This window comes from Nostoc sp. DedQUE09 (assembly GCF_034530915.1).
In the GTDB taxonomy this organism is placed as follows: Bacteria; Cyanobacteriota; Cyanobacteriia; order Cyanobacteriales; family Nostocaceae; genus Nostoc.
Map to the genome: position 1 here is coordinate 61,378 of NZ_JAVRCE010000008.1, position 19,017 is coordinate 80,394.

Annotated in this window: 13 protein-coding genes; 7 read left to right on the top strand and 6 right to left on the bottom strand. The window is 40.1% G+C overall.

Annotated elements, in window-relative coordinates:
- Window positions 1-55 precede the first annotated feature (55 nt).
- Entirely contained in the window at window positions 56-937 is an 882-nt protein-coding gene (locus RMY27_RS07560) for a DNA adenine methylase (RefSeq protein ID WP_322661868.1), read from the bottom strand.
- A gap of 68 nt (window positions 938-1,005) precedes the next feature.
- Window positions 1,006-1,917, bottom strand: coding sequence for a restriction endonuclease (locus tag RMY27_RS07565; RefSeq protein ID WP_322661870.1), 912 nt, complete (start codon window positions 1,915-1,917; stop codon window positions 1,006-1,008).
- Between the two features lie 235 nt (window positions 1,918-2,152).
- Between RMY27_RS07565 and RMY27_RS07570 the strand changes: the two genes are divergently transcribed.
- Window positions 2,153-2,332: a high light inducible protein gene (locus RMY27_RS07570; protein ID WP_190893926.1), complete on the top strand. Its 180-nt coding sequence runs from the start codon at window positions 2,153-2,155 to the stop codon at window positions 2,330-2,332.
- Between the two features lie 102 nt (window positions 2,333-2,434).
- On the opposite strand, the gene RMY27_RS07575 is transcribed toward RMY27_RS07570, so the two are convergent.
- From RMY27_RS07575 to RMY27_RS07590, 4 genes are all read right to left on the bottom strand, one after another.
- Complete coding sequence (locus RMY27_RS07575) at window positions 2,435-3,526, bottom strand: hypothetical protein (protein ID WP_322661873.1); 1,092 nt, start codon at window positions 3,524-3,526, stop codon at window positions 2,435-2,437.
- A gap of 128 nt (window positions 3,527-3,654) precedes the next feature.
- Complete coding sequence (locus RMY27_RS07580) at window positions 3,655-6,630, bottom strand: molecular chaperone (protein WP_322661875.1); 2,976 nt, start codon at window positions 6,628-6,630, stop codon at window positions 3,655-3,657.
- Between the two features lie 390 nt (window positions 6,631-7,020).
- Window positions 7,021-7,818, bottom strand: coding sequence for an Rpn family recombination-promoting nuclease/putative transposase (locus RMY27_RS07585; protein WP_322661877.1), 798 nt, complete (start codon window positions 7,816-7,818; stop codon window positions 7,021-7,023).
- 31 nt (window positions 7,819-7,849) lie between these two features.
- The gene (locus RMY27_RS07590; protein WP_322661879.1) at window positions 7,850-10,396 is read right to left on the bottom strand and encodes a proteasome protein; all 2,547 of its coding nucleotides are present in this window, start codon (window positions 10,394-10,396) and stop codon (window positions 7,850-7,852) included.
- 937 nt (window positions 10,397-11,333) lie between these two features.
- Between RMY27_RS07590 and RMY27_RS07595 the strand changes: the two genes are divergently transcribed.
- From RMY27_RS07595 to RMY27_RS07620, 6 genes are all read left to right on the top strand, one after another.
- On the top strand, window positions 11,334-14,717 hold the full coding sequence (locus RMY27_RS07595) for a PAS domain-containing protein (protein WP_322661881.1): 3,384 nt from the start codon (window positions 11,334-11,336) through the stop codon (window positions 14,715-14,717).
- A gap of 503 nt (window positions 14,718-15,220) precedes the next feature.
- Window positions 15,221-15,943 carry a cyclase family protein gene (locus RMY27_RS07600; protein WP_322661882.1) on the top strand — a complete coding sequence of 241 codons (723 nt, stop codon included), beginning with the start codon at window positions 15,221-15,223 and terminating at the stop codon, window positions 15,941-15,943.
- A gap of 108 nt (window positions 15,944-16,051) precedes the next feature.
- Window positions 16,052-17,548 (top strand): aldehyde dehydrogenase family protein, encoded by a 1,497-nt coding sequence (locus tag RMY27_RS07605; protein ID WP_322661885.1) that lies wholly within the window; start codon window positions 16,052-16,054, stop codon window positions 17,546-17,548.
- A 235-nt stretch (window positions 17,549-17,783) separates the two neighbouring features.
- A complete protein-coding gene (locus tag RMY27_RS07610) occupies window positions 17,784-18,146 on the top strand; it encodes a hypothetical protein (protein WP_322661887.1) in 363 nt (120 codons plus the stop codon).
- A gap of 138 nt (window positions 18,147-18,284) precedes the next feature.
- Window positions 18,285-18,524 carry a hypothetical protein gene (locus RMY27_RS07615; protein ID WP_322661888.1) on the top strand — a complete coding sequence of 80 codons (240 nt, stop codon included), beginning with the start codon at window positions 18,285-18,287 and terminating at the stop codon, window positions 18,522-18,524.
- A gap of 5 nt (window positions 18,525-18,529) precedes the next feature.
- Window positions 18,530-19,012, top strand: coding sequence for a DUF3368 domain-containing protein (locus RMY27_RS07620; protein WP_322661890.1), 483 nt, complete (start codon window positions 18,530-18,532; stop codon window positions 19,010-19,012).
- Window positions 19,013-19,017 lie beyond the last annotated feature (5 nt).

The window sequence follows — 19,017 nt, forward strand, 5'->3', positions numbered from 1 at the left end:
ATATTGAGAGCTATGGGTTATCCTACCGGAAAATTGGAAGCTATCAAAGTTAGGTTTAAATCTCAAGACTTAATTGCAAAGCTGGATTAGCAAGATCCTGAACTTGTGATTTTTTCTCTAAATAAAGTTTCACTTCGTAGTTAGTAATGAATAATTCTTTTCCTTTCGCAGCACCACTCTGCTTATAGTTATTCATCCCATACTGTAATTCCCACTCTGAGATATTAGCCCATTGAAAATTTTCTCGAATGTGTAGTGAGTCGTCGTAGGTAATTAGCCAGCGATGATGACATTGTTGCAAAAGTTCAGCAAATCTCTGATGTTCAAAAGAAGTGTGCAAGTCACCGTCTTTACCATAGAGTTTTGATTTGGTAGCGTTAAAATACGGTGGATCTAAAAATAAAAATACATCTTTACCTTCTGATTTTAATAGATGGCTGTAATCTAAATTAGTAATTTGGACGTTTTTTGATAATATAGTTTCTAACTTTTCGAGTCGTTCTATTGAAGAATCAGTAAATCTTTTATGGAAAGCTTCTTGTGAAAAACCACCTGATTCTACAGTTCCAGAAAAAGTAATTCTGTTAAGTACGAAAAAACGAACGGCTCTTTCTAAATCAGATAATTTATTGATATCTACACTAGTCAATTCTGAAAACAATAATTTGCCATCTGTAGACTTTACTTTAATATATCGAATTTGTTTAACCAACTGAGCTAGATCAGATTGAGCAAACTTCCAAAATAAGAATAGTTCGCGGTTTAAATCGTTAATCCAAATTTTGATATCAGGAAAAATTTGTTTTAAATAAATGAATACAGAACCACCACCCACAAAAGGTTCTCGAAATTCCGAAAAGCTTTCTGGTAAATATTCGGCTATTTGATTTATTGCTTTCGACTTACCACCAGGATATCGTAGAGGACTTTTGAACATAAAAGTATTTTTTTGGTAGATTAAAGTATATTAGTTTAATTATTTAAACATTTATACAAAAATAAAATTCAACTATCTGTAAAATAGTCTGAATCTATCTTTTTAATTTCATAAACAGATACTATTGATACGCCTACATTATTATCAATCATCAATTGTGCTAATTCTTGTCCATCTATTAATACAATCTTTATATCTATGTCAGCGACATAATTTTTTGCATCTTGAGTAAATTTAGAAGTGGTAATAAACACTCCTTTTTTTGCTCTTTGACCATATAATGCACCAACAAACTTCTGGATTTCTGGTCTGCCTATAACATTAGCATCCCATCTTTTCGCTTGGATATAAACAACATCTAATCCTAATTTATCTTCCTTAATTATACCGTCAATTCCACCATCACGACTTTTGCCAATAGCTTTACCCGCATCACGCCTTGAACCTCCATAACCCATTTTAATAAGTAAATCAATCACAATTATTTCAAAAAAATCTGACGAGATAGTTTTAATTCGATTAATTAAATCTATTTCCAACTCATTGCGAATTTTTTGATATCCTAATTCTATAGACTCTTGGGGGGTTTTTTCTGATATTTCGTCAAAATCTGAATTAATCTTATTGTCTTGTTTTTTTGAACTCTTAAAGTTAATAAATTCAGAGAATTGATTAAGAAATTGAACATCTATCTCTTGTAGAGATTGTCTTGTTACGTTTATACCTTGTTCTGTAATTTCAAAATATCCTCTTTTTGGGGTTGCTAATAAACCTGCTTTTTTTAAGTATGTTCTTGCCCATCCTACCCGATTATCAAATAATGGTTGTTGACCACTGGGTAATAATTCTTTTCGTTCGTCTTCACTTAAATTAAACTGGTTAGCTAAAGCTCCAATGGCTTCTCTCATAGAGTGTTCTTGACCATCAAGCGCATATTTTAGCAACGGAAGCATTATCTTTTGATAATCAGGTATCGCCATTTTTACCTATCTATAAAATTTACAAAAATGAGACTATAGGCATTTTTAACATCCTTCTCAGAAAATTGGTGAAAAATAAGTTAAGCGATCGCAAACCTACTATCATAAAACTACGTACCCGTAATACCTCTTACTGAGTTTTCTCTTGAGTTTATGTTGCAATTTCGTAAAAGTCTGTTACATTACTTTACAGGCAGTTATAACTGTTACAACATAAAAGCTCGGAGTATTATTTATGGCAGACGTTAAGAAGACTACGCCTTCGGTTTCAGAAGATCCTAATGCTTTGCGCTGGGGCTTCACTCCTCAGAGCGAAAATTGGAACGGTCGTTTTGCAATGATTGGTTTTATATCTGCCGTTGCACTTGAAGTGTTTTCTGGTCAAGGGATTCTACACTTCTGGGGCATTTTATAAATTTAAACGTTTTTACCTTCATTAGATTATGAGGCAAGGCGGGGATTAGTAAAATTATCTGTCTTGCCTCATAATCTCAAGAATTAGAAAACTCGCCAGCAACTAGCGTGATGAGCGAAATATTACACGACCGGGAGATTCTTCTTGATTGATTCGCGCATATACTCGAAGACAAGTTAAGACTTCGCCAGGAATACCACCACAGTCTAGTTGTAAGTCATCCTTGGATGAAGCACAGATATCTGCATAAAGTCCCGATAATTGGCGAATTCGCACTTCATTACCTGCATTAATAGCTTCATCAGCGACTTTCTTCAAGATGCGTCGTGATTCATGTTGTAGCTTTCCCCACCAAGAATAACGTTCAGCCGGTGGTACAAATACTAGAGAATGTATCGCTTCGTCCATGTCAATCCAGGCACGGAGAATTGACAGGGGATCGGTGTTTTTCTCTGCTTTTTGGGTGCGTTGGAAGCGATCGCTTAAAGCATCAATATATTGATCGCGCTGTTCTGGTTTGGAGTGTAAGGAAACGACATCGAAGCTAAAAACGCTCTTTAAAGCGTGATGTAAATCTGGGTCTATTTCGATAAAATTCATATATAAAAATAGGAATGCTGCTGGTAAATCGGATGCATTACCTTGGGGAATTTTAGAAGTTGAGAGTGCCTGTTGATACAAGGTCAATCCCTGAGTTTGAACAGTACCAGTAAGTCCGGGGTAGATAATTTCGTCGCGGATAAAGGGAAGCTGAAAGAGATTAGAATTATCTGCGATCGCACCAACTTCTTGGGCTAAATCTAAGGTGCGCGATCGCCAAGTTACAGCCAAATCCTCTGGGACTCGCAGCAGTTTGCGTTGAATCTCATTCCACAGATCAGAGTCTGTTTGGCTTTGCAGTTGGGAATTACCCAGATAATAACTGAGTTCTGAGTCGGAATCGAAAGCTTCTCGAAGGTGGCTTAGTTTTAACTCATCTGGCGCATCTTCCCAACCAGTATTTTGCTGTGGCGGTGCAGGTTGTAACAGACTATGAAGTTCTTGCAGCACCTCATCACATATTTTAGATCCTGGATCTAGTGGAAATTCGGTGCGAGCCTGATTTAAACTAGCCTCTAATCCATACAAACTAAACCGCAGTAATTGGGCTAACTCCGAGTTTTCTATCTCTAATAATTGACGCAAGTGCTGCATGAATCTCACCTCCAAATATTTTTGTAGCGAATAAAACTTGGCAAACCTCTGCGCCCCTTTGCGTTTAAAAATCTTAATTTTTTTTAACGCAGAGGAACGCAAAGTTTCGCGCAGAGGAACGCAGAGGTTTAATGTATGCCGCAAAAGGGATCGCGTTCTTTATCAACTTCATTAGGTTGCAATTCTAATTCAGCACAGTAAACACATCCTTCTTCTTTCAGGCATTCTTGATTTTGTGATGTCCAGTAAGGTACTTCACCGGCGTGCATTCTTAGAATACCTTGATCGTCGAGAGTTACACGATATTGGCAAGGATAATCTGTTGTCACATCTGGTTTACTGAGTGCGCCAATTCTTATCCATTTTTTACTGTTGGTTTCGGCATCTGTTTGATAAACATAGAAGGTGTGCTGGCCAGTTTGTGGGAATGGAGGTAAGGGATTACTAATTAACCCAATTCCTGTTTGCGTCACCCCATCGCGCAAATAATGAAATTTGTGAAACGTTTTACTACCATCATTTCCGACTTCAAATACAAGATGATAGGCATCTGGTTGATCGACAGTTGCTGACTCAATCACATTGACGGCAATATCACCATCATTTAAGTCTTTATTGAAGCGCTCTACAGCAATATTCCAGTTTAATTTACCATTAGCAAATAGTGCTGAAGTTTCTGAAACTACTGATTCTAAATCAATACCAGAAATGTCAATCAAATAATGAGGATTTCCTTGACAAAGCAATACGTTAAATTCGAGGGTTTGGTCAATCTCAAACTGGACTTTGATTTTTTTCAGAAATTCTACTTCTGGCATTTGCAGTTGATTCATCAGGTTTTTGCCGTCAAAGCTTCCCCATAGTCGTAAATCTCCCTCTTCGTAATCTTGACGGTAGATAATATTAGTTAATTGTATGCCTTGCCAATGAGTACGAACTTTAGCAACAGTTTCCCAAGGTGCGAGTTGATAGAGTTCTTGTCCAGCTTTGAATATAGTTAGTAAATCGTTACTTTGGGTTTTGCGTTTGAAGTTGCAGGGCAAATAATAAAACAGGTTTTTGACATCAATTTCTAGCTGGTTGGCTCCCTTACGCAACAAGCTTTTAGACTCTTCTGGATCGAATCTCAATCTTCGTAACTTTTCGGCATAACAAGCACCGGCAGAAGTGGCTAGCTTGGTAAATTCCAACACAAAGGTAATCCGTTCTGGATTCCAGACAAAATACGGAGATTTACTAAATTCTTGGTAGATTTGGCGCTGCACTACGTCTAAATTACAAGTTTTCCCAGACAAAATTAACCAATCAACTTTTTGGGAATTCCAAGAATCTTTGGTGAGATCGTCGGGACGCAAACGACTTTCCATTAATCCTTTAGCAATTCCGATCGCTTCTTTAATTCCAGATGCGGCGGCTCGTTCAAATTGCTGGTTATCTAAAGTGACGCAGATGTTATTTGGATCTTTGACTTGCAATTTAATGGCGCTTTGGGTGAGCAATTCGGAAATTTGCTGCTCAGAAAGTGTGAAGGTTAATAGAGAATTCTCTGTTGGTGGCTTTTGCCCAAGTTTCAGTTTAGCTGCTTCTGCATAATCCCAGAGAATATAAAAGGATTGCAGACGTTGTGGTGCTTGTTGCCAACGGGTGGGCAATACTTTCTCGGCTGTATCTAGGGCATCTTTGTAAGCAATATCACCTTCTGGATTCTCTTTATCTAGGCATTTTAAAAGACTGCCAGTTTTAAATTTGCCTTGTTCTAAAAAGCGCTCGTTTAACTCGGAGTTAATTAAATCTTCTAATTTTTCGTTTTCAATATCACCTATTGTGACTGCTGTCAACAAAAAATCTGCGATCACAACTTTTAATAATCTAAAAATTCGCAGCGTAATTAACTCGCCACCTAACTGTAAATGACCAGATGATCCTAATAGTTTGGGGGTAAGTTTATAGTAACGTCCTCCTAAACCCCGGTCTTCATAATCAGCAAAACTAGGAGTTTTATCTTCTAAAGTCAGTTCAATTAAAGCTAAATCTGTAGTTCCGCCGCCAATATCCAAGACGAGAACATTTTGTGACCATTTGTTTCCTACTTGGCGACAACGGGTTTTGAATGACTCAATCCCAATGTTGAGATTACCGCCAAATTCTCGCCATAAAAAGAATATTGCCACAGAAACGGCTTCATCATAAGCAGTTTGAACATCATCGATTCCCAACTGCTCAACTAATTCCTTAACTTCCTTGCGAACAACTGGTGGGGCGACTGTTGGGTAGGTGACAACTGCTGTTAAAAAATCTCCTTCCGAAAATCTGCGTCGTGCGTGTTGGCGGTAGTCTTCAGTTAACTCGATTAAATGCGCCCAAGCAGATTGTATTAACTGGTTAGCGGTAATTGTTTCTTCTTCGCCATCCAAAATAACTGAAAACGATCGCTCCTGGCCAAAATAGCGTTTGGGTGAATGGTGAAACCTGCTGATAATTTCCTTTAAAGAACCGCTTGTACCTTGAGCGATCGCTTTTTTTCGGTTATCTCTAGCTTCCCTACCCATCCGCAGTTTTAAATCCCCTAAGTGCGAAATTTCCGACTCGCTGGGAATTTCCGTATCGCGGCGATCGATATCCAGCACAACTGGGATCAGATTTTGCGACTCTAGGGTAGGGACGCGGAACACTTCATGATAAATTTGGTAAAGTTTTTTGCTGACAGCACGACGGAATCTCTCGCTGTTTCCTAAAGAAAGTTCAATTTGGCGAATTGCTTCTAAAAATCGCTCTTTATTATCACTTTCAAATACTTCACTCAATCGGCTGGGTTCTATCTCCAAATTTTTGCTAATTTCTATGATAAACTTCGCCCAATCATCAGTGCTGACATCCGGTAAAGCTACGGAGGCGGGAGAACTTAGCCATTGCGATAAGCGATCGCGCAACCGCATTTCTTGCTCTTTGGGTAAAATTTCTGCGATCGGTACTTCAATTGGATCGAAGAGTGTGACTGTCGAATTCGACGTACCAAAATCTAAAGCAAACCATCCCGGAAATCTTTTTTGTTGTTTCTCGCTTGGTTCGCGATCGCTATAGTTATTCAATTGGAAAGGGTTCATTATAATATTCACTTTCTGTTGTTTATTTTATAGCTGGCTAAAAACTGTAATGTTCTATCATAAAATTACAAATTTAGGTGATTTCCGACGAAGAAAATACCTGTGTTGGCGAGTTTCGACTTCTCTGCGAGACGCTACGCGTTAGCGGAGCTTTCGCTTTAGCGATACGCTCAACTCTCGATCTATCAGTTGGTTGAGCGAAGTCGAAACCAACGGCATCGGTATATTTATTCTTGTAAATCACCTTAGAGAATTTTTATGGTAAAAACTTTTAATTTTGGTCTTTAGCACTGGCTTTTTTATTTGGCACGATATCTACGCCTACGCTTTTATATGAAAGGATGTAGGCGTAGCTTAAACTAGGCATTGCTATGAAAATTACGGTAGTTACTAAGTTGATGTTGAAGACTCTTGCTCAGTTGCAAGTCTTACTTGTTCGATAGTTAAATCAAGTAACTGGGCAACCTCTTCCATCGACATACCACGAGCTAAGAACCGAGGTACAAGTTCAAGTTTTAGTTCTTCTCGTCCCTCTTGTTTAGCTTCTTGATAAACCCTAGTTTCTTCTAACTTAACTCCTAACATAGCCTCTACCTCTTCACGACTTAAGTTTGCGAATTTATAAACTGCAATTGTTGTGATTACATCTATTATCTCCTTCTTAGCCAAGACAGTTATCTGCTCTTGTTGCACCCGCTCAATTAAACGTTTCGCTTCCCGAACCATTTGAGTCTCTGAGGCAATAGTCAACAGCATCAAACTGATACCTACTTTGTACTCATCAGGACTACCTAACTCATCTAAATAAATTCGTTGTACTTGAGAACTGTTCAGTAACGATCTATGAATAGTGGTGTTTTCCGGTTCCAAGCTGCGAGACTGTAAAATAATTACCCCGTACCAGTCATCGTAAAGCGACGGGTTGCGATACATATACAGCATGGATTCTGAGAAAAAGCGATGGTACAGTAACTCATCCTTTTGGAATTGTACTTCAGCAAAAAAGATTATCTGAGATGCTGCATCTGGTGGAGGTAAAAATACCCCATCAATCCGAAATGTTGGTTCTTTAACTTCAACTGATTCAAAGCGATAGCTAGCAGCTTCAGGCGGTGGTTGTTCTACTAACTCGAAAAACAATTCTGGGACACGCTTGAAAATTGTATAAAAAATTGCATCACGTCTCACAAATATATCCTCATATCTTCACGCGATCGCGTCATCTCAAATCTAAATCATCTGAGTAAGAAACAGCCGCAATTTCGGAAATAATCTGCAACCAAGTAGGAATTTGGATCTCAGATGGCAATTCCCCAGCTGCCAAATATCTTAGCAAACTTTCTTTTTTTGAAAGGTTTTGCAGACTCGGAATAATCTGATCCAAAATACCTTCTAGTTCGGAATTAATTTGCTGATTAACTTCGCTAACATACTGCACAAGATGGAGGCTGGCGCTAGCTGTAATTTCATCTCGCAGTCGCAGTACTAAAAGTTGGTGATTGCTCGATCTGGGTAAGCCTTGACTTTTCTCTGGTGCCCAATCAAAGATTTGACCGACGTTGTGTTTATCGTCTTGACGTGCTAAAGGAAAAATAATTTCAGGTGCAACAGTTTTATCTTTACTAGTAATTTCCGAGATAATTGCTTCTTTCCATTCGTTAGGGTCGCATCCTAGTAATAATTTGTAAAAGAGATCGGCATCTTCAAAACCAAATTTTTCTTCGATTTCTTGCTCCATTTCTGGGTGGAAAAATGCCTGCAATTGTTCGCGTTCTGGGGCAATATAATTTGATAATTGGTTCAACAAATCTACCACGGCTTGCTGGATGCGATCGCGGGCAAAATCTTCTACTTCTTTAACGGTTTTCTCAAATACTGGATAAAAATCATCGCTCTTAGTTGGCAGGGAAGTATTTACGCGGTTTCCCCGATCGAATAATTTCCCAGCTGCACCTTTAGATTCTGCCAGAGCGATCGCTCCATTATTGGCTTTGTTGAAGAGTAAAGTCCACTGGTTCCAATTGAGGATTCTAAAGGTGAGTTCGTCTTTCACTACATCACTGACAACAACACCGCGCCGATCTTTGAGTGGTTCTTTGCCGATATCTTTTTGGAAATTTCGGTAGATTTTATCTAAGCTTTCGACCACAAAGCGCAATTCGATAAAAGCGGGACTATCGCCTGTGGGGATACCTTGCTCGTGAATTTCATCTATGATGTCTTTTAAGTGATCTTGTTGCTGACTCACCACATCAGCAGCTCTTTTGGTATCTTCATACAGTTGCTTCAAACCATGAGTAGCTACGTGAGTTTGAATCAATTCCCGCAGCTTACTAAGTCCGCCATCTTGACTAAAATAACCTAACTGTTTGCCCAAATAGCTACGGGTGTTAGATTCTATCAGATTTTTACTTAATAGCTCCCATTTCTCTTGTAGCCGTTTAGACCTGTCTAGGTAATCAGGATAATCTAAGTTAGCTAAAAACTCTGGTGAGCCTGCTTTGACTGTAGTAGAACGTTTTGCTAATTCAGCTAATCCCAACAGTGGCGACAGTAAAACGATGCGGTCTTTTTGGGTTGTAAATGCTGCTGCACCGTCAATGGTAGTTTGCAGAACTTTGAGTTTTTGGAGAACCGTTTCCTCTTCTAAATGACTATCTTCAATCAGATGGTCAAGTTCTCTTTCGCCACCCTCGCTGTCTAGGGGGAGTTGATCGAAACGACCCACACCGACGAGAATTAAATCTTTCAGGTCTTGTCCCGGTCGCTGCTGCTGCATCATCGTGAAGATTTTATTGGCGCGATCGCTCCCAGGAGATTTACCATTTAGCAATACCAAAATTGTCTGTACTTCTGCTAATTCCCGCAATGACAAAAAGGTATCCCTAGCCCCGGAATTAGCAGCCCCCAATCCCGGAAAATCGATAAGAATAAATTTAGCTGCGTCTGCAAAATCCCAAATTTCCCGTGAGATTTTCACATCGATATCGACGCGGCGGATCAGTGGGAAACTGTTTTGCAATAACTTTGTTGGTAGCCTCTGCGGTGGACTCGGTAATCGGATATGCGCTGGCGGTAGATCCTCAAATTTCAGAGTTTGGATTGCCATTGGCTGCTCGACTAGCTGTAGCCCCTCGCGGGCGGTGATAGCATCAATTTGGTAGTGCCCACCACACATAACTTCCCCATAAGCTTGATAAGCCCGCAGGAATAATACCAACTCCCGAAGTAAATAACGCAACTCTAAATTGTTACTGCTATTCCATGCTTCTTCACACCAGCTAATAATATCTGTGCCAGAGTTGAGTTTCGATACTGGTATTGGAGGAAGCCCTGCTGCTGTTGTTCGTTTATTGGCTTCCCCTAGCATGAAGCGTAGACACTCATGTACTCCTTCATGAGAAAGATACTCTACCGTAAAGTTACTTAGCTGCGTCGTTGTAAAATCGTCTTGTGGAATAATATGTATGGCGGTAACATTACCTGTAGTGGGGTTTTCACTGACTGGCAAAGCATCTGCATATCCAATTAGACTGCCTAAAAGTAAGGTTTTTCCACTACTAAATTCCCCCATTACACCAATTTTGACAGGCGAAGTTGCCAGGTCTACAGTTTTCTGGGCAGCCGATCGCAAACGAAGAAGACAGTCATCAAGACTAGCTGGAACCCAATCTTCTTGTTTAGAAGGGTACTGGGGCACAGAATCTATCTTTCGGAGGATGAATTCGCCGTACTCCTTAAAACGGCCCAGTTTATCTGGTTCCATAAAGTAGTTTCCGCCTAACATTAATTTCTGTGAGCTTTATAACATATAAAATGCGATTACCAGGCATTGTTACAACCAGTTGATATCACATTTAGCATTTTTCTCATTTAAGTTGCGATTTTGCTATAGCAATCCTAAATCAAACGCGCAGATTTGTTCTCTTTTTATTAGCGTACTTCTGTACCAGATACTGTGCGTAACTCTACGAGTAAGCAAGCTACATGTAGTATCTCGTAGATAAACCGTTCTTCATCACCTAGATTGATCGTCACTCAGATAGGATTGCTATATAAGGTATTTGGATTATTCAAGACAATTTTGAAAAATTGGGTTTTGTTGGAACAATAAAAAAGAATACATTCATCATTATCCAAAATCACAAAGAAATAAAGTTGGTTTTTATACCACTACTTTAATAAAAGCTGTTTAATCCAGATGTAGGTACCAAACTCTTTTATACCCCCTTGTTTTAATCAAGCTAGAACCATCAGCCAGATTTTAATTCATGCTGAATTCTTATTGATAAAAAATCAATATTTATTTTGGATAAAATTCTTGATTATTGTGAATTTATTATAAAGATGTAAATATTTTGCCAAAAATCATATAGTTCTCGTAAAGCTAAATCAGGTTTTTGAGCAATGCAATTATATAGCTAAGATGAATTTATTAATGACTTCAAAAAGAAACAAAGTTAAACAAGCTTTCTAATATATAGATAGTTTAAATTTCACAAAAAATGCTGAATTTAATCTTAATGATAACTTCAGCATTTTTTCAATTTATTTACAGTAAAAGAGGAATTGCTGGGCATATAAAAATAAATAAAGTATTAAAATCGTTAGCAGGTTGGCATAAACAAGATTATATCCATATATTAAGAAATTTTATTTTCAGCATATTACCTTAATAATTTAGGCAGAGCAGGCAGGCAAAAGTGTTTTCTAAAAAGGTGCAGAGCTACGTTAAACAAATCATAGTTGAAGAGGAAGAAATACAACAGGATGAAAAAGCATTTTGCCAGCAGGTGGATATTGCTCCTCTAATGATTTGGATGTCTGGATGCAATGCACTTTACTGTTACTTCAATTCTAATTGGCTGAAATTTACTGGAAAACATCTAATAACAGCCGCGTCTGCATCTGCGCGAGAAGAGGAAATAGGCAATATTTGGACTGGCAGCGTCCATCCAGAAGATAGACAGCGATGCGAAGATATATACCTGAGAGCATTTGCGACGCATGATTCCTTCCAGAGACAATATCGCTTGCGTGCAGCTGATGGCGAATATCGCTGGATTTTAGATACAGCCGCGCCACGATTTGCAGCAGATGGTAGCTTTATCGGCTACATCGGTTATTGTATCGATCTAACAGAAGTACCGATAGGGATAAGTCAACCTTTCCTAACAGAAAGCTACTCGCCATCTAAAAATTTCTCTCGCCGCCTACGTAAAATTACAGATAGAGAACGAGCAACAGAACTAGCAAAAGCATTAGAGCAACTGCAAGCTGAAATTAGCAAACGCCAAGCAGTTGAGGCACAGTTACGCCAAAAAACATCAGAATTTGCAGCGATTTTGCAAGTACTTCCTGATTCATACTTTCGTCTTGATGCTAATGGAAGTATTCTGGATTACAAGCAAGGGTTGATAGAGAGTTTGGATATTCTACCAGGAGATTGTCAGGGCAAGAGTTTACGAGAATGCTTACCGACTGCTATAGGCGATCGCTTCCATCAAGCAATAACTCAAGTACTTGAAACTCAATATGAAGTCAGTTTTGAATATAACTCACCGCTCCTAGAAGAAAATAATAATTTTGAAGCTAGGTTATTACCATTACCAGACCAGCAAATTATAGTTCTTGTCCGCGACACCAGCGACAACATCCAAGCAGCTTTGATAGAAAGTGATGCCAAGTTCCGCAGCATTGTAGAAAACGCCAACAACATTATTTTTGCGCTGACACTTGAAGGGATATTTTCTTACGTTTCTCCTAACTGGACTGAGATTTTTGGGCATGAGGTTGCAGAGGTTGAAGGCAAATCTTTTATTCCTTTCATACATCCTGACGATGTGCATATTTGTGCCGATTATTTCCAAAGAATTTTGACAACAGGCAAGAAACAAGAGGCAATTGAATATCGAGTTAAACACAAAAACGGTAGTTGGCGATGGCATACAAGCAACTCATCTGCGATTAAAGACGCTAATGGCAATATTTTGTACTTCGTTGGTATTTGCTATGACACCACCGACCGTAAAGAAGCAGAAGTAGCTCTAGCAGAACGAGCGCGTTTAGCAAATTTTCGTGCCGATGTAGACGCGGCATTGACTCAGAGTGACAGCTTACAGCTGATGATGCGCCGCTGCACTGACGCCTTAGTTGAACATCTTGATGCAGCCTTTGCTCGCATCTGGACGCTGAACGAACAAGACAATGTATTAGAGTTGCAAGTCAGTTCTGGGATGTACACCCATATCAATGGGCCCTATAAATGTGTACCAGTCGGTCAATTCAAAATTGGTTTGATTGCCGAAGAGGGCAAACCCCACTTAACTAATTCTGTGCAGACAGATTCCTGCATTGATAACAAAGAGTGGGCACAGCGAGAGGGTATGGTCGCCTTTGCTGGCTATCCCTTAATTGTTGAAGATGAAACTGTAGGGGTGATAGCCATGTTTGCCCGCCAAACAGTGACAGAATCAACTTTCAAAGCATTGGAATTCGCCGCTCAAGAGATTGCCATTGGCATCAAGCGCAAACAAACAGAAATTGCACTCAGAGAAAGCGTCCAGCGGGAAACATTACTCAATCGTCTTTCTAGCCAAATTCGAGCTTCTTTGGATCTTAATTACATTGTGGAAACCGCAGTACAGGAGATTTGTAACTTATTCCAGATCGATCGCTGCGCCTTCTTTTGGTATCGGCAAGACGCTGATGTACCCTACTGGGAAAGAGTATATGAGGCAAAAAGTGCCTTTTTACCATGTCTACTTAATCAACAAGAAGCAACTCATGCCGAAATCAAACTAATCGCAGCCAAAACTTTGAACGGAGAAATCATCCGCATTGATGATACTGAGACTGTGGGCGATTCCATAGCACAGCAATTTTTGCAGGATTTTGGTTTCACTGCCTTTATGGCGCTGCCTGTACACACTCAATCTGGCGAAATTGGTGCATTTAGCTGTGGTTATTGTAGTGGCTTTCGCCCTTGGCTGAACAACGAAGTAGAATTACTACAAGCAGTTACAGTTCAACTAGCGATCGCCATTGACCAAGCTAAACTTTACACCCAAAGTCGCATCACCGCCCAAACTGCCCAAGACAAAGCCCAGCAACTAGAAGCAGCACTGCTAGAACTTCAACAAACTCAAACGCAACTGATTCAAACTGAAAAAATGTCCAGTTTAGGACAATTGGTTGCAGGTATTGCCCATGAAATCAATAATCCCGTCAATTTCATCTACGGCAATATTAGCCACGCCAGTGAATATACTAGGGATTTGCTGCACTTAGTAGAACTTTATCAACAGAGCTACTGCCCACCAACACCAGAGATTGATCGACAAATCAACACCATTGATTTAGACTTTCTCAAGCAAGATTTACCCAAAATCCTGGAGTCTATGAGAATGGGAGCCGAACGCATTCGGCAGATTGTCTTATCTTTACGAAATTTTTCTCGCCTTGATGAAGACGGTATAAAAGCAGTGGATATTCATGAAGGGATGGATAGCGCCTTGCTGTTGTTGCAAAATCGTTTAAAAGCCAAACCAGGACATCCCGAAATCCAAGTAGTCCGAGACTATGGCAATCTACCATCAGTAGTCTGTCACCCTGGACAGATGAATCAGGTATTTATGAATCTGTTGACAAATGCGATCGATGCTTTAGAAGAGTCATTTGTCAATAGTCATTTGTCATTAGTAAACAAAACTGAACAAAAGACAAATGACCAACAGAAAAGTCTGAGCGGAGGCTTCCGGCGATCAGAACTTCTCCCAAAGGAGACGCTGTGCGAACAAAGACAAATGACTTTTCCACAGATTCGCATTCGCAGCCTCATTCAAGAAGATCATGTAATCATTAGCATTGCCGACAATGGCCCAGGCATGAGTAAGGAAGTACGCAAACGCTTATTTGATCCCTTCTATACGACAAAACCTGTGGGTAAAGGCACGGGTATGGGATTATCAATTAGCTACCAAATTATAGTCCAAAAACACGGTGGAAAGATCCAGTGTATTTCAGCACCAGGAGAAGGTGCCGAGTTTATTGTGATGATTCCACTAAAGCAAGAACCCTCAACGTAGATATCAAACAATAGAGATACGAGTGAAAAACGTAGAGACGTAAGACTTCTTGCAGAAGTGGGGAAAAGGTTAAGGGTTAAAGGGTAAAGGTATGGAATTTTCCCAAACCCAGTAACCTTTAACATGCAACCCAATATCTTGGCATTTGTTACTTTTGCAAGATATCTGTAGCACTGCTAAGTCTCTATAAGGGTTCTGGATAACGCATATTTAATTTCTGGAGATACCTAATCTTAATCAAAGCTTAATTAAAACTTAATCTAATAGTTGTTAACTAAGATCAACTCACTTTTTGCTGCAACATTTGAACCCCCTCAATAGCCTAAAATTTATAGGGATTGGGGGGATTATCTCTTTTAGTATAGGGAATTAGGTTTGAAAAACGTTGTAATGGTAGTAGGATCTTTGCGTAGGCATAGCCTAACCCAGACGATGTACACAACTATCTGCACCTACGTACCTGATAAAAAAATCTCTGAGTACAAATAATATAGAAGGCTGGGATGATACAACCCCAAAGTCAAAATAGTATCACCTACACACGTGTTATCCACCTAAGTCATGTAATTGACGTAGATATTCCCCAATGGTCTGGAGATCCCACAGTAGAATTTGAGACTGTGGCTGAACTAAATAATGATGGTTATTACCTGCGGCGTTTCTCCTTGGGGGAACATAGCGCTACCCATATCAATGCCCCTAACAGTTTTCATAGTTATGCTGTGGGAATTGACCAATACCCAGCCCAGTCTTTGGTTGTACCTGCGGTAGTTATAAATATTTGCCAAGCCACAGCAGTTAATCCTGATTATGCCCTGACTATTGCTGATGTTTTGGCGTGGGAAGAAGAATACGGCAAGATTTCTGCTGGTTGCGTAGTTATATTGAATACTGGTTGGCAGAAAAAGTGGTTTGATAAAAGTGCGTTCCTCAATCACGATTCTCAAGGAATTCCCCACTTTCCAGGATTTGGCAGCGATGCCACTCAATTTTTACTTGATAAACGGCAAATAATTGGGGTAGGAATTGATACTCATGGTGTAGACCCAGGACAGGATAACAGTTTTGCGATTAACCGCTTGGTATTGGAAAAACCGCGCATTGTGTTGGAGAATCTAACAAATTTGGATCAACTACCACCTAAAGGTACTACTCTAGCGATCGCACCTCTAAGATTACGTGGTGGTTCTGGTTCGCCTGTGGGCGTGTTGGCCTTCGTGCCTTAATTTTTATATCGATATTTAGTTATCACGCCAATTTCCTAAACTTGAGGATAACCTAGAAGCAAGCAAACTTAATACACAAGTTTCAGTGGATCATCGGAGATTTTCAAAATGACAACTCCGCTATCTTGTCGTAATTATATAGATGGCCAATGGTTGAGTGCTATAGGAGAAGTAACCCTAGAAAGTCGCAACCCTGCCGACAAAACCGAAGTCGTAGCCACATTTCCGCGTTCTCAAGTTAAAGATGTAGATACAGCGGTAGCCGCTGCCCGTAAAGCCTACCACAGTTGGCGCAAAGTCCCCGCCCCAGCGAGAGCAGAATACATTTTTCGGGTTGGGGAAATATTACTCCAGCATAAAGAAGAACTTGCCCAGTTAATCAGTCGGGAAATGGGTAAACCCTTAACAGAAGCTAGGGGAGATGTCCAAGAAAGTATTGACTGCGCCTTTTATAGTGCTGGCGAAGGAAGGCGACTATTTGGGCAAACCACACCCTCGGAAATGTCCAATAAATTCGCCATGACTGTGCGGATGCCTATAGGAGTCTGTGCCTTAATTACTCCCTGGAATTTTCCGGTGGCAATTCCTTGCTGGAAAGCGATGCCAGCTTTGGTGTGTGGCAACACAGTTATTCTCAAACCTGCCGAAGATACCTCTGCCTGTGCAACTAAATTGATTGAAATTTTTCAACAAGCAGGTTTACCACCAGGAGTAATTAACTTGGTGCATGGTGTGGGAGAAGAGGCGGGGAAAGCTTTAGTTGAGCATCCCAATGTAGATTTGGTATCGTTTACCGGTTCTTCAGAAACGGGTGCTTTTGTCGGTGCGACTTGCGGACGCACTCACAAGCGTGTCTGCTTGGAAATGGGTGGTAAAAACGCTCAAGTGGTAATGGAAGATGCCGATTTAGAACTTGCTCTCGATGGTGCAGTGTGGGGAGCATTTGGAACAACTGGGCAACGCTGTACGGCTACTAGTCGGCTGATTTTGCATCGTGATATCAAGGAAAAATTTACTGCGATGCTCTATGAGCGTACCAGTAAGTTACGCTTGGGTGCTGGCAATGACTCTGATACAGATATTGGGCCGATAATCAATGAAAAGCAACTCAAACAGGTGAGCAAGTATTTGGATATCGCTCGTGAAGAAGGAGCAAAGGTTTTAATTGGTGGGGAAATCGCTCGTGAAGGCTCATTGAAAAACGGTTACTTCTTTCAACCAACTATTTTGGATGATGTAACTCCTGATATGCGCGTCGCCCGTGAGGAGATATTTGGGCCAGTAGTGGTATTAATTGAGGTTAGCTGCTTTGAGGATGCGATCGCAATTCTCAACGATAGCAATTATGGTCTTTCTTCTTCAGTTTACACCCGCGATATCAATCGGGCTTTTACTGCTATGCGCGACATTGAAGCAGGTATCACTTATATTAACGGCCCGACTATTGGCGCAGAGGTACACTTGCCCTTTGGTGGTGTGAAACAAACCGGTAACGGACACCGCGAAGCGGGAACTACTGCATTGGATGTTTTCACAGAATGGAAAAGTGTCTATGTTGACTTCTCTGGAAGTTTGCAACGCGCTCAGATAGATAATCGTAATTAATTATCTGCAAATACACCTCAGATAATTACCTCTGGCTGTGCGAAAGTTTAAGCCAGGGGTATTTCATAAGACTTCTTGGCATTTGTCGGGGTAACAGGTGAAGGGGAAAAGGGTAAAGAAACTCAAAATCCTTTCCCTTTACCCTTTACCCTTTACCCTGAGAGTGCAAAAATATATTTTTGCAAGAGGTCTATAGTAAATTTGGGTCAATTCCTTGACTACAGGGTTGACGGGAGTGACTACAGAGTTGACGGGAGTGACTACAGGGTTGACGGGAGTGACTACAGGGTTGACGGAAGTGACTACAGAGTTGACGGGAGTGACTACAGAGTTGACGGGAGTGACTTTAGGGTTGACGGGAGTGACTTCAGGGTTGACGAAAGTCACTACAGGGTTGACGGGAGTGACTACAGGGTTGACGGGAGTGACTTTAGGGTTGACGGGAGTGACTTCAGGGTTGGTTTTTGTTTGGTGCGATCGCTTAATTATAAAACTGATTGCCAGCAAAGCAATCTCTGAGCATTGCGTTGGCGTAGCCCACCGCAGGCATCGCTCTTTGATACCATTTTTTCAGATTAAATATATTGAGGCGGCATAAACCCAGCTTGGTACAAAAATCTTTATCGGAATCAACTGACGTACATGTTTTTAACTGCCCATTTTGCTGTCAGTAGACATCGCTTACAGAAGTTTGGGATAATATCTAAGGATATTCAGTCGGTAGCTTGAAATATCTATGACTAGTAAGGAAGAATTAAGAAGTGTTGCTTCAGAAATTACATTATTTAATAATATTGAGGAAAAAGAAACGTTTTTATTTGTGATAGGGGCGTTATTTTCGAGAGTTATTAGTTTGAAAAAAGCCGCAGAAATGATGGAAATAGAGCCTGATGTATTTCTTAAACTATTAGATTTGATGGGGCTGGAATTTTCCTACTTGACTGAAGAAGATATCGCTATAGAGAAGGATTGGTAAGGTGTGTGAAGGTTATTTTTAACTCTTCTCCATTAATCTTTTTATCGCGCCTGGAATTTCTCGATATTTTTCTAGATTCCTCTGATGAGTTTTATTTGCCAAATTTTGTTGCAGAAGAAATCAGTGCAAAATCTGATGCAGCTAGTCAGCAGGTAAAAGCTTTAATTGATGCTGAAAAAATATTAGTCAAAGAAATTAAATTACTTTCCTTAGCCAATCGCCTAAATATGCGACTAGGGAGAGGAGAATCAGAAGCCATTGCTTTAGGCACTAAATTACAAACAGATTACATAATTTTAGATGACTTCGCAGCTAGAAAAGAAGCAACTCGACTAGGATTAAATGTTAAGGGAACCCTAGCAGTCATCAAGAAACTTCAGGTAAATGGCAAAATCACCATTAGTAGCACAGACCAATTGTATCAAGACATCCTGGCAATGAATTTCAGAGTCAAGCGATCGCTGTTTGATACCATTTTTGAAGATTAGCTGTG

Coding starts and splice junctions, on each gene's coding strand:
- RMY27_RS07560 (WP_322661868.1), bottom strand. CDS start 937: ATGTTCAAAAGTCCTCTACGATATCCTGGTGGTAAGTCGAAAGCAATA.
- RMY27_RS07565 (WP_322661870.1), bottom strand. CDS start 1,917: ATGGCGATACCTGATTATCAAAAGATAATGCTTCCGTTGCTAAAATAT.
- RMY27_RS07570 (WP_190893926.1), top strand. CDS start 2,153: ATGGCAGACGTTAAGAAGACTACGCCTTCGGTTTCAGAAGATCCTAAT.
- RMY27_RS07575 (WP_322661873.1), bottom strand. CDS start 3,526: ATGCAGCACTTGCGTCAATTATTAGAGATAGAAAACTCGGAGTTAGCC.
- RMY27_RS07580 (WP_322661875.1), bottom strand. CDS start 6,630: ATGAACCCTTTCCAATTGAATAACTATAGCGATCGCGAACCAAGCGAG.
- RMY27_RS07590 (WP_322661879.1), bottom strand. CDS start 10,396: ATGGAACCAGATAAACTGGGCCGTTTTAAGGAGTACGGCGAATTCATC.
- RMY27_RS07600 (WP_322661882.1), top strand. CDS start 15,221: ATGATACAACCCCAAAGTCAAAATAGTATCACCTACACACGTGTTATC.
- RMY27_RS07605 (WP_322661885.1), top strand. CDS start 16,052: ATGACAACTCCGCTATCTTGTCGTAATTATATAGATGGCCAATGGTTG.
- RMY27_RS07615 (WP_322661888.1), top strand. CDS start 18,285: ATGACTAGTAAGGAAGAATTAAGAAGTGTTGCTTCAGAAATTACATTA.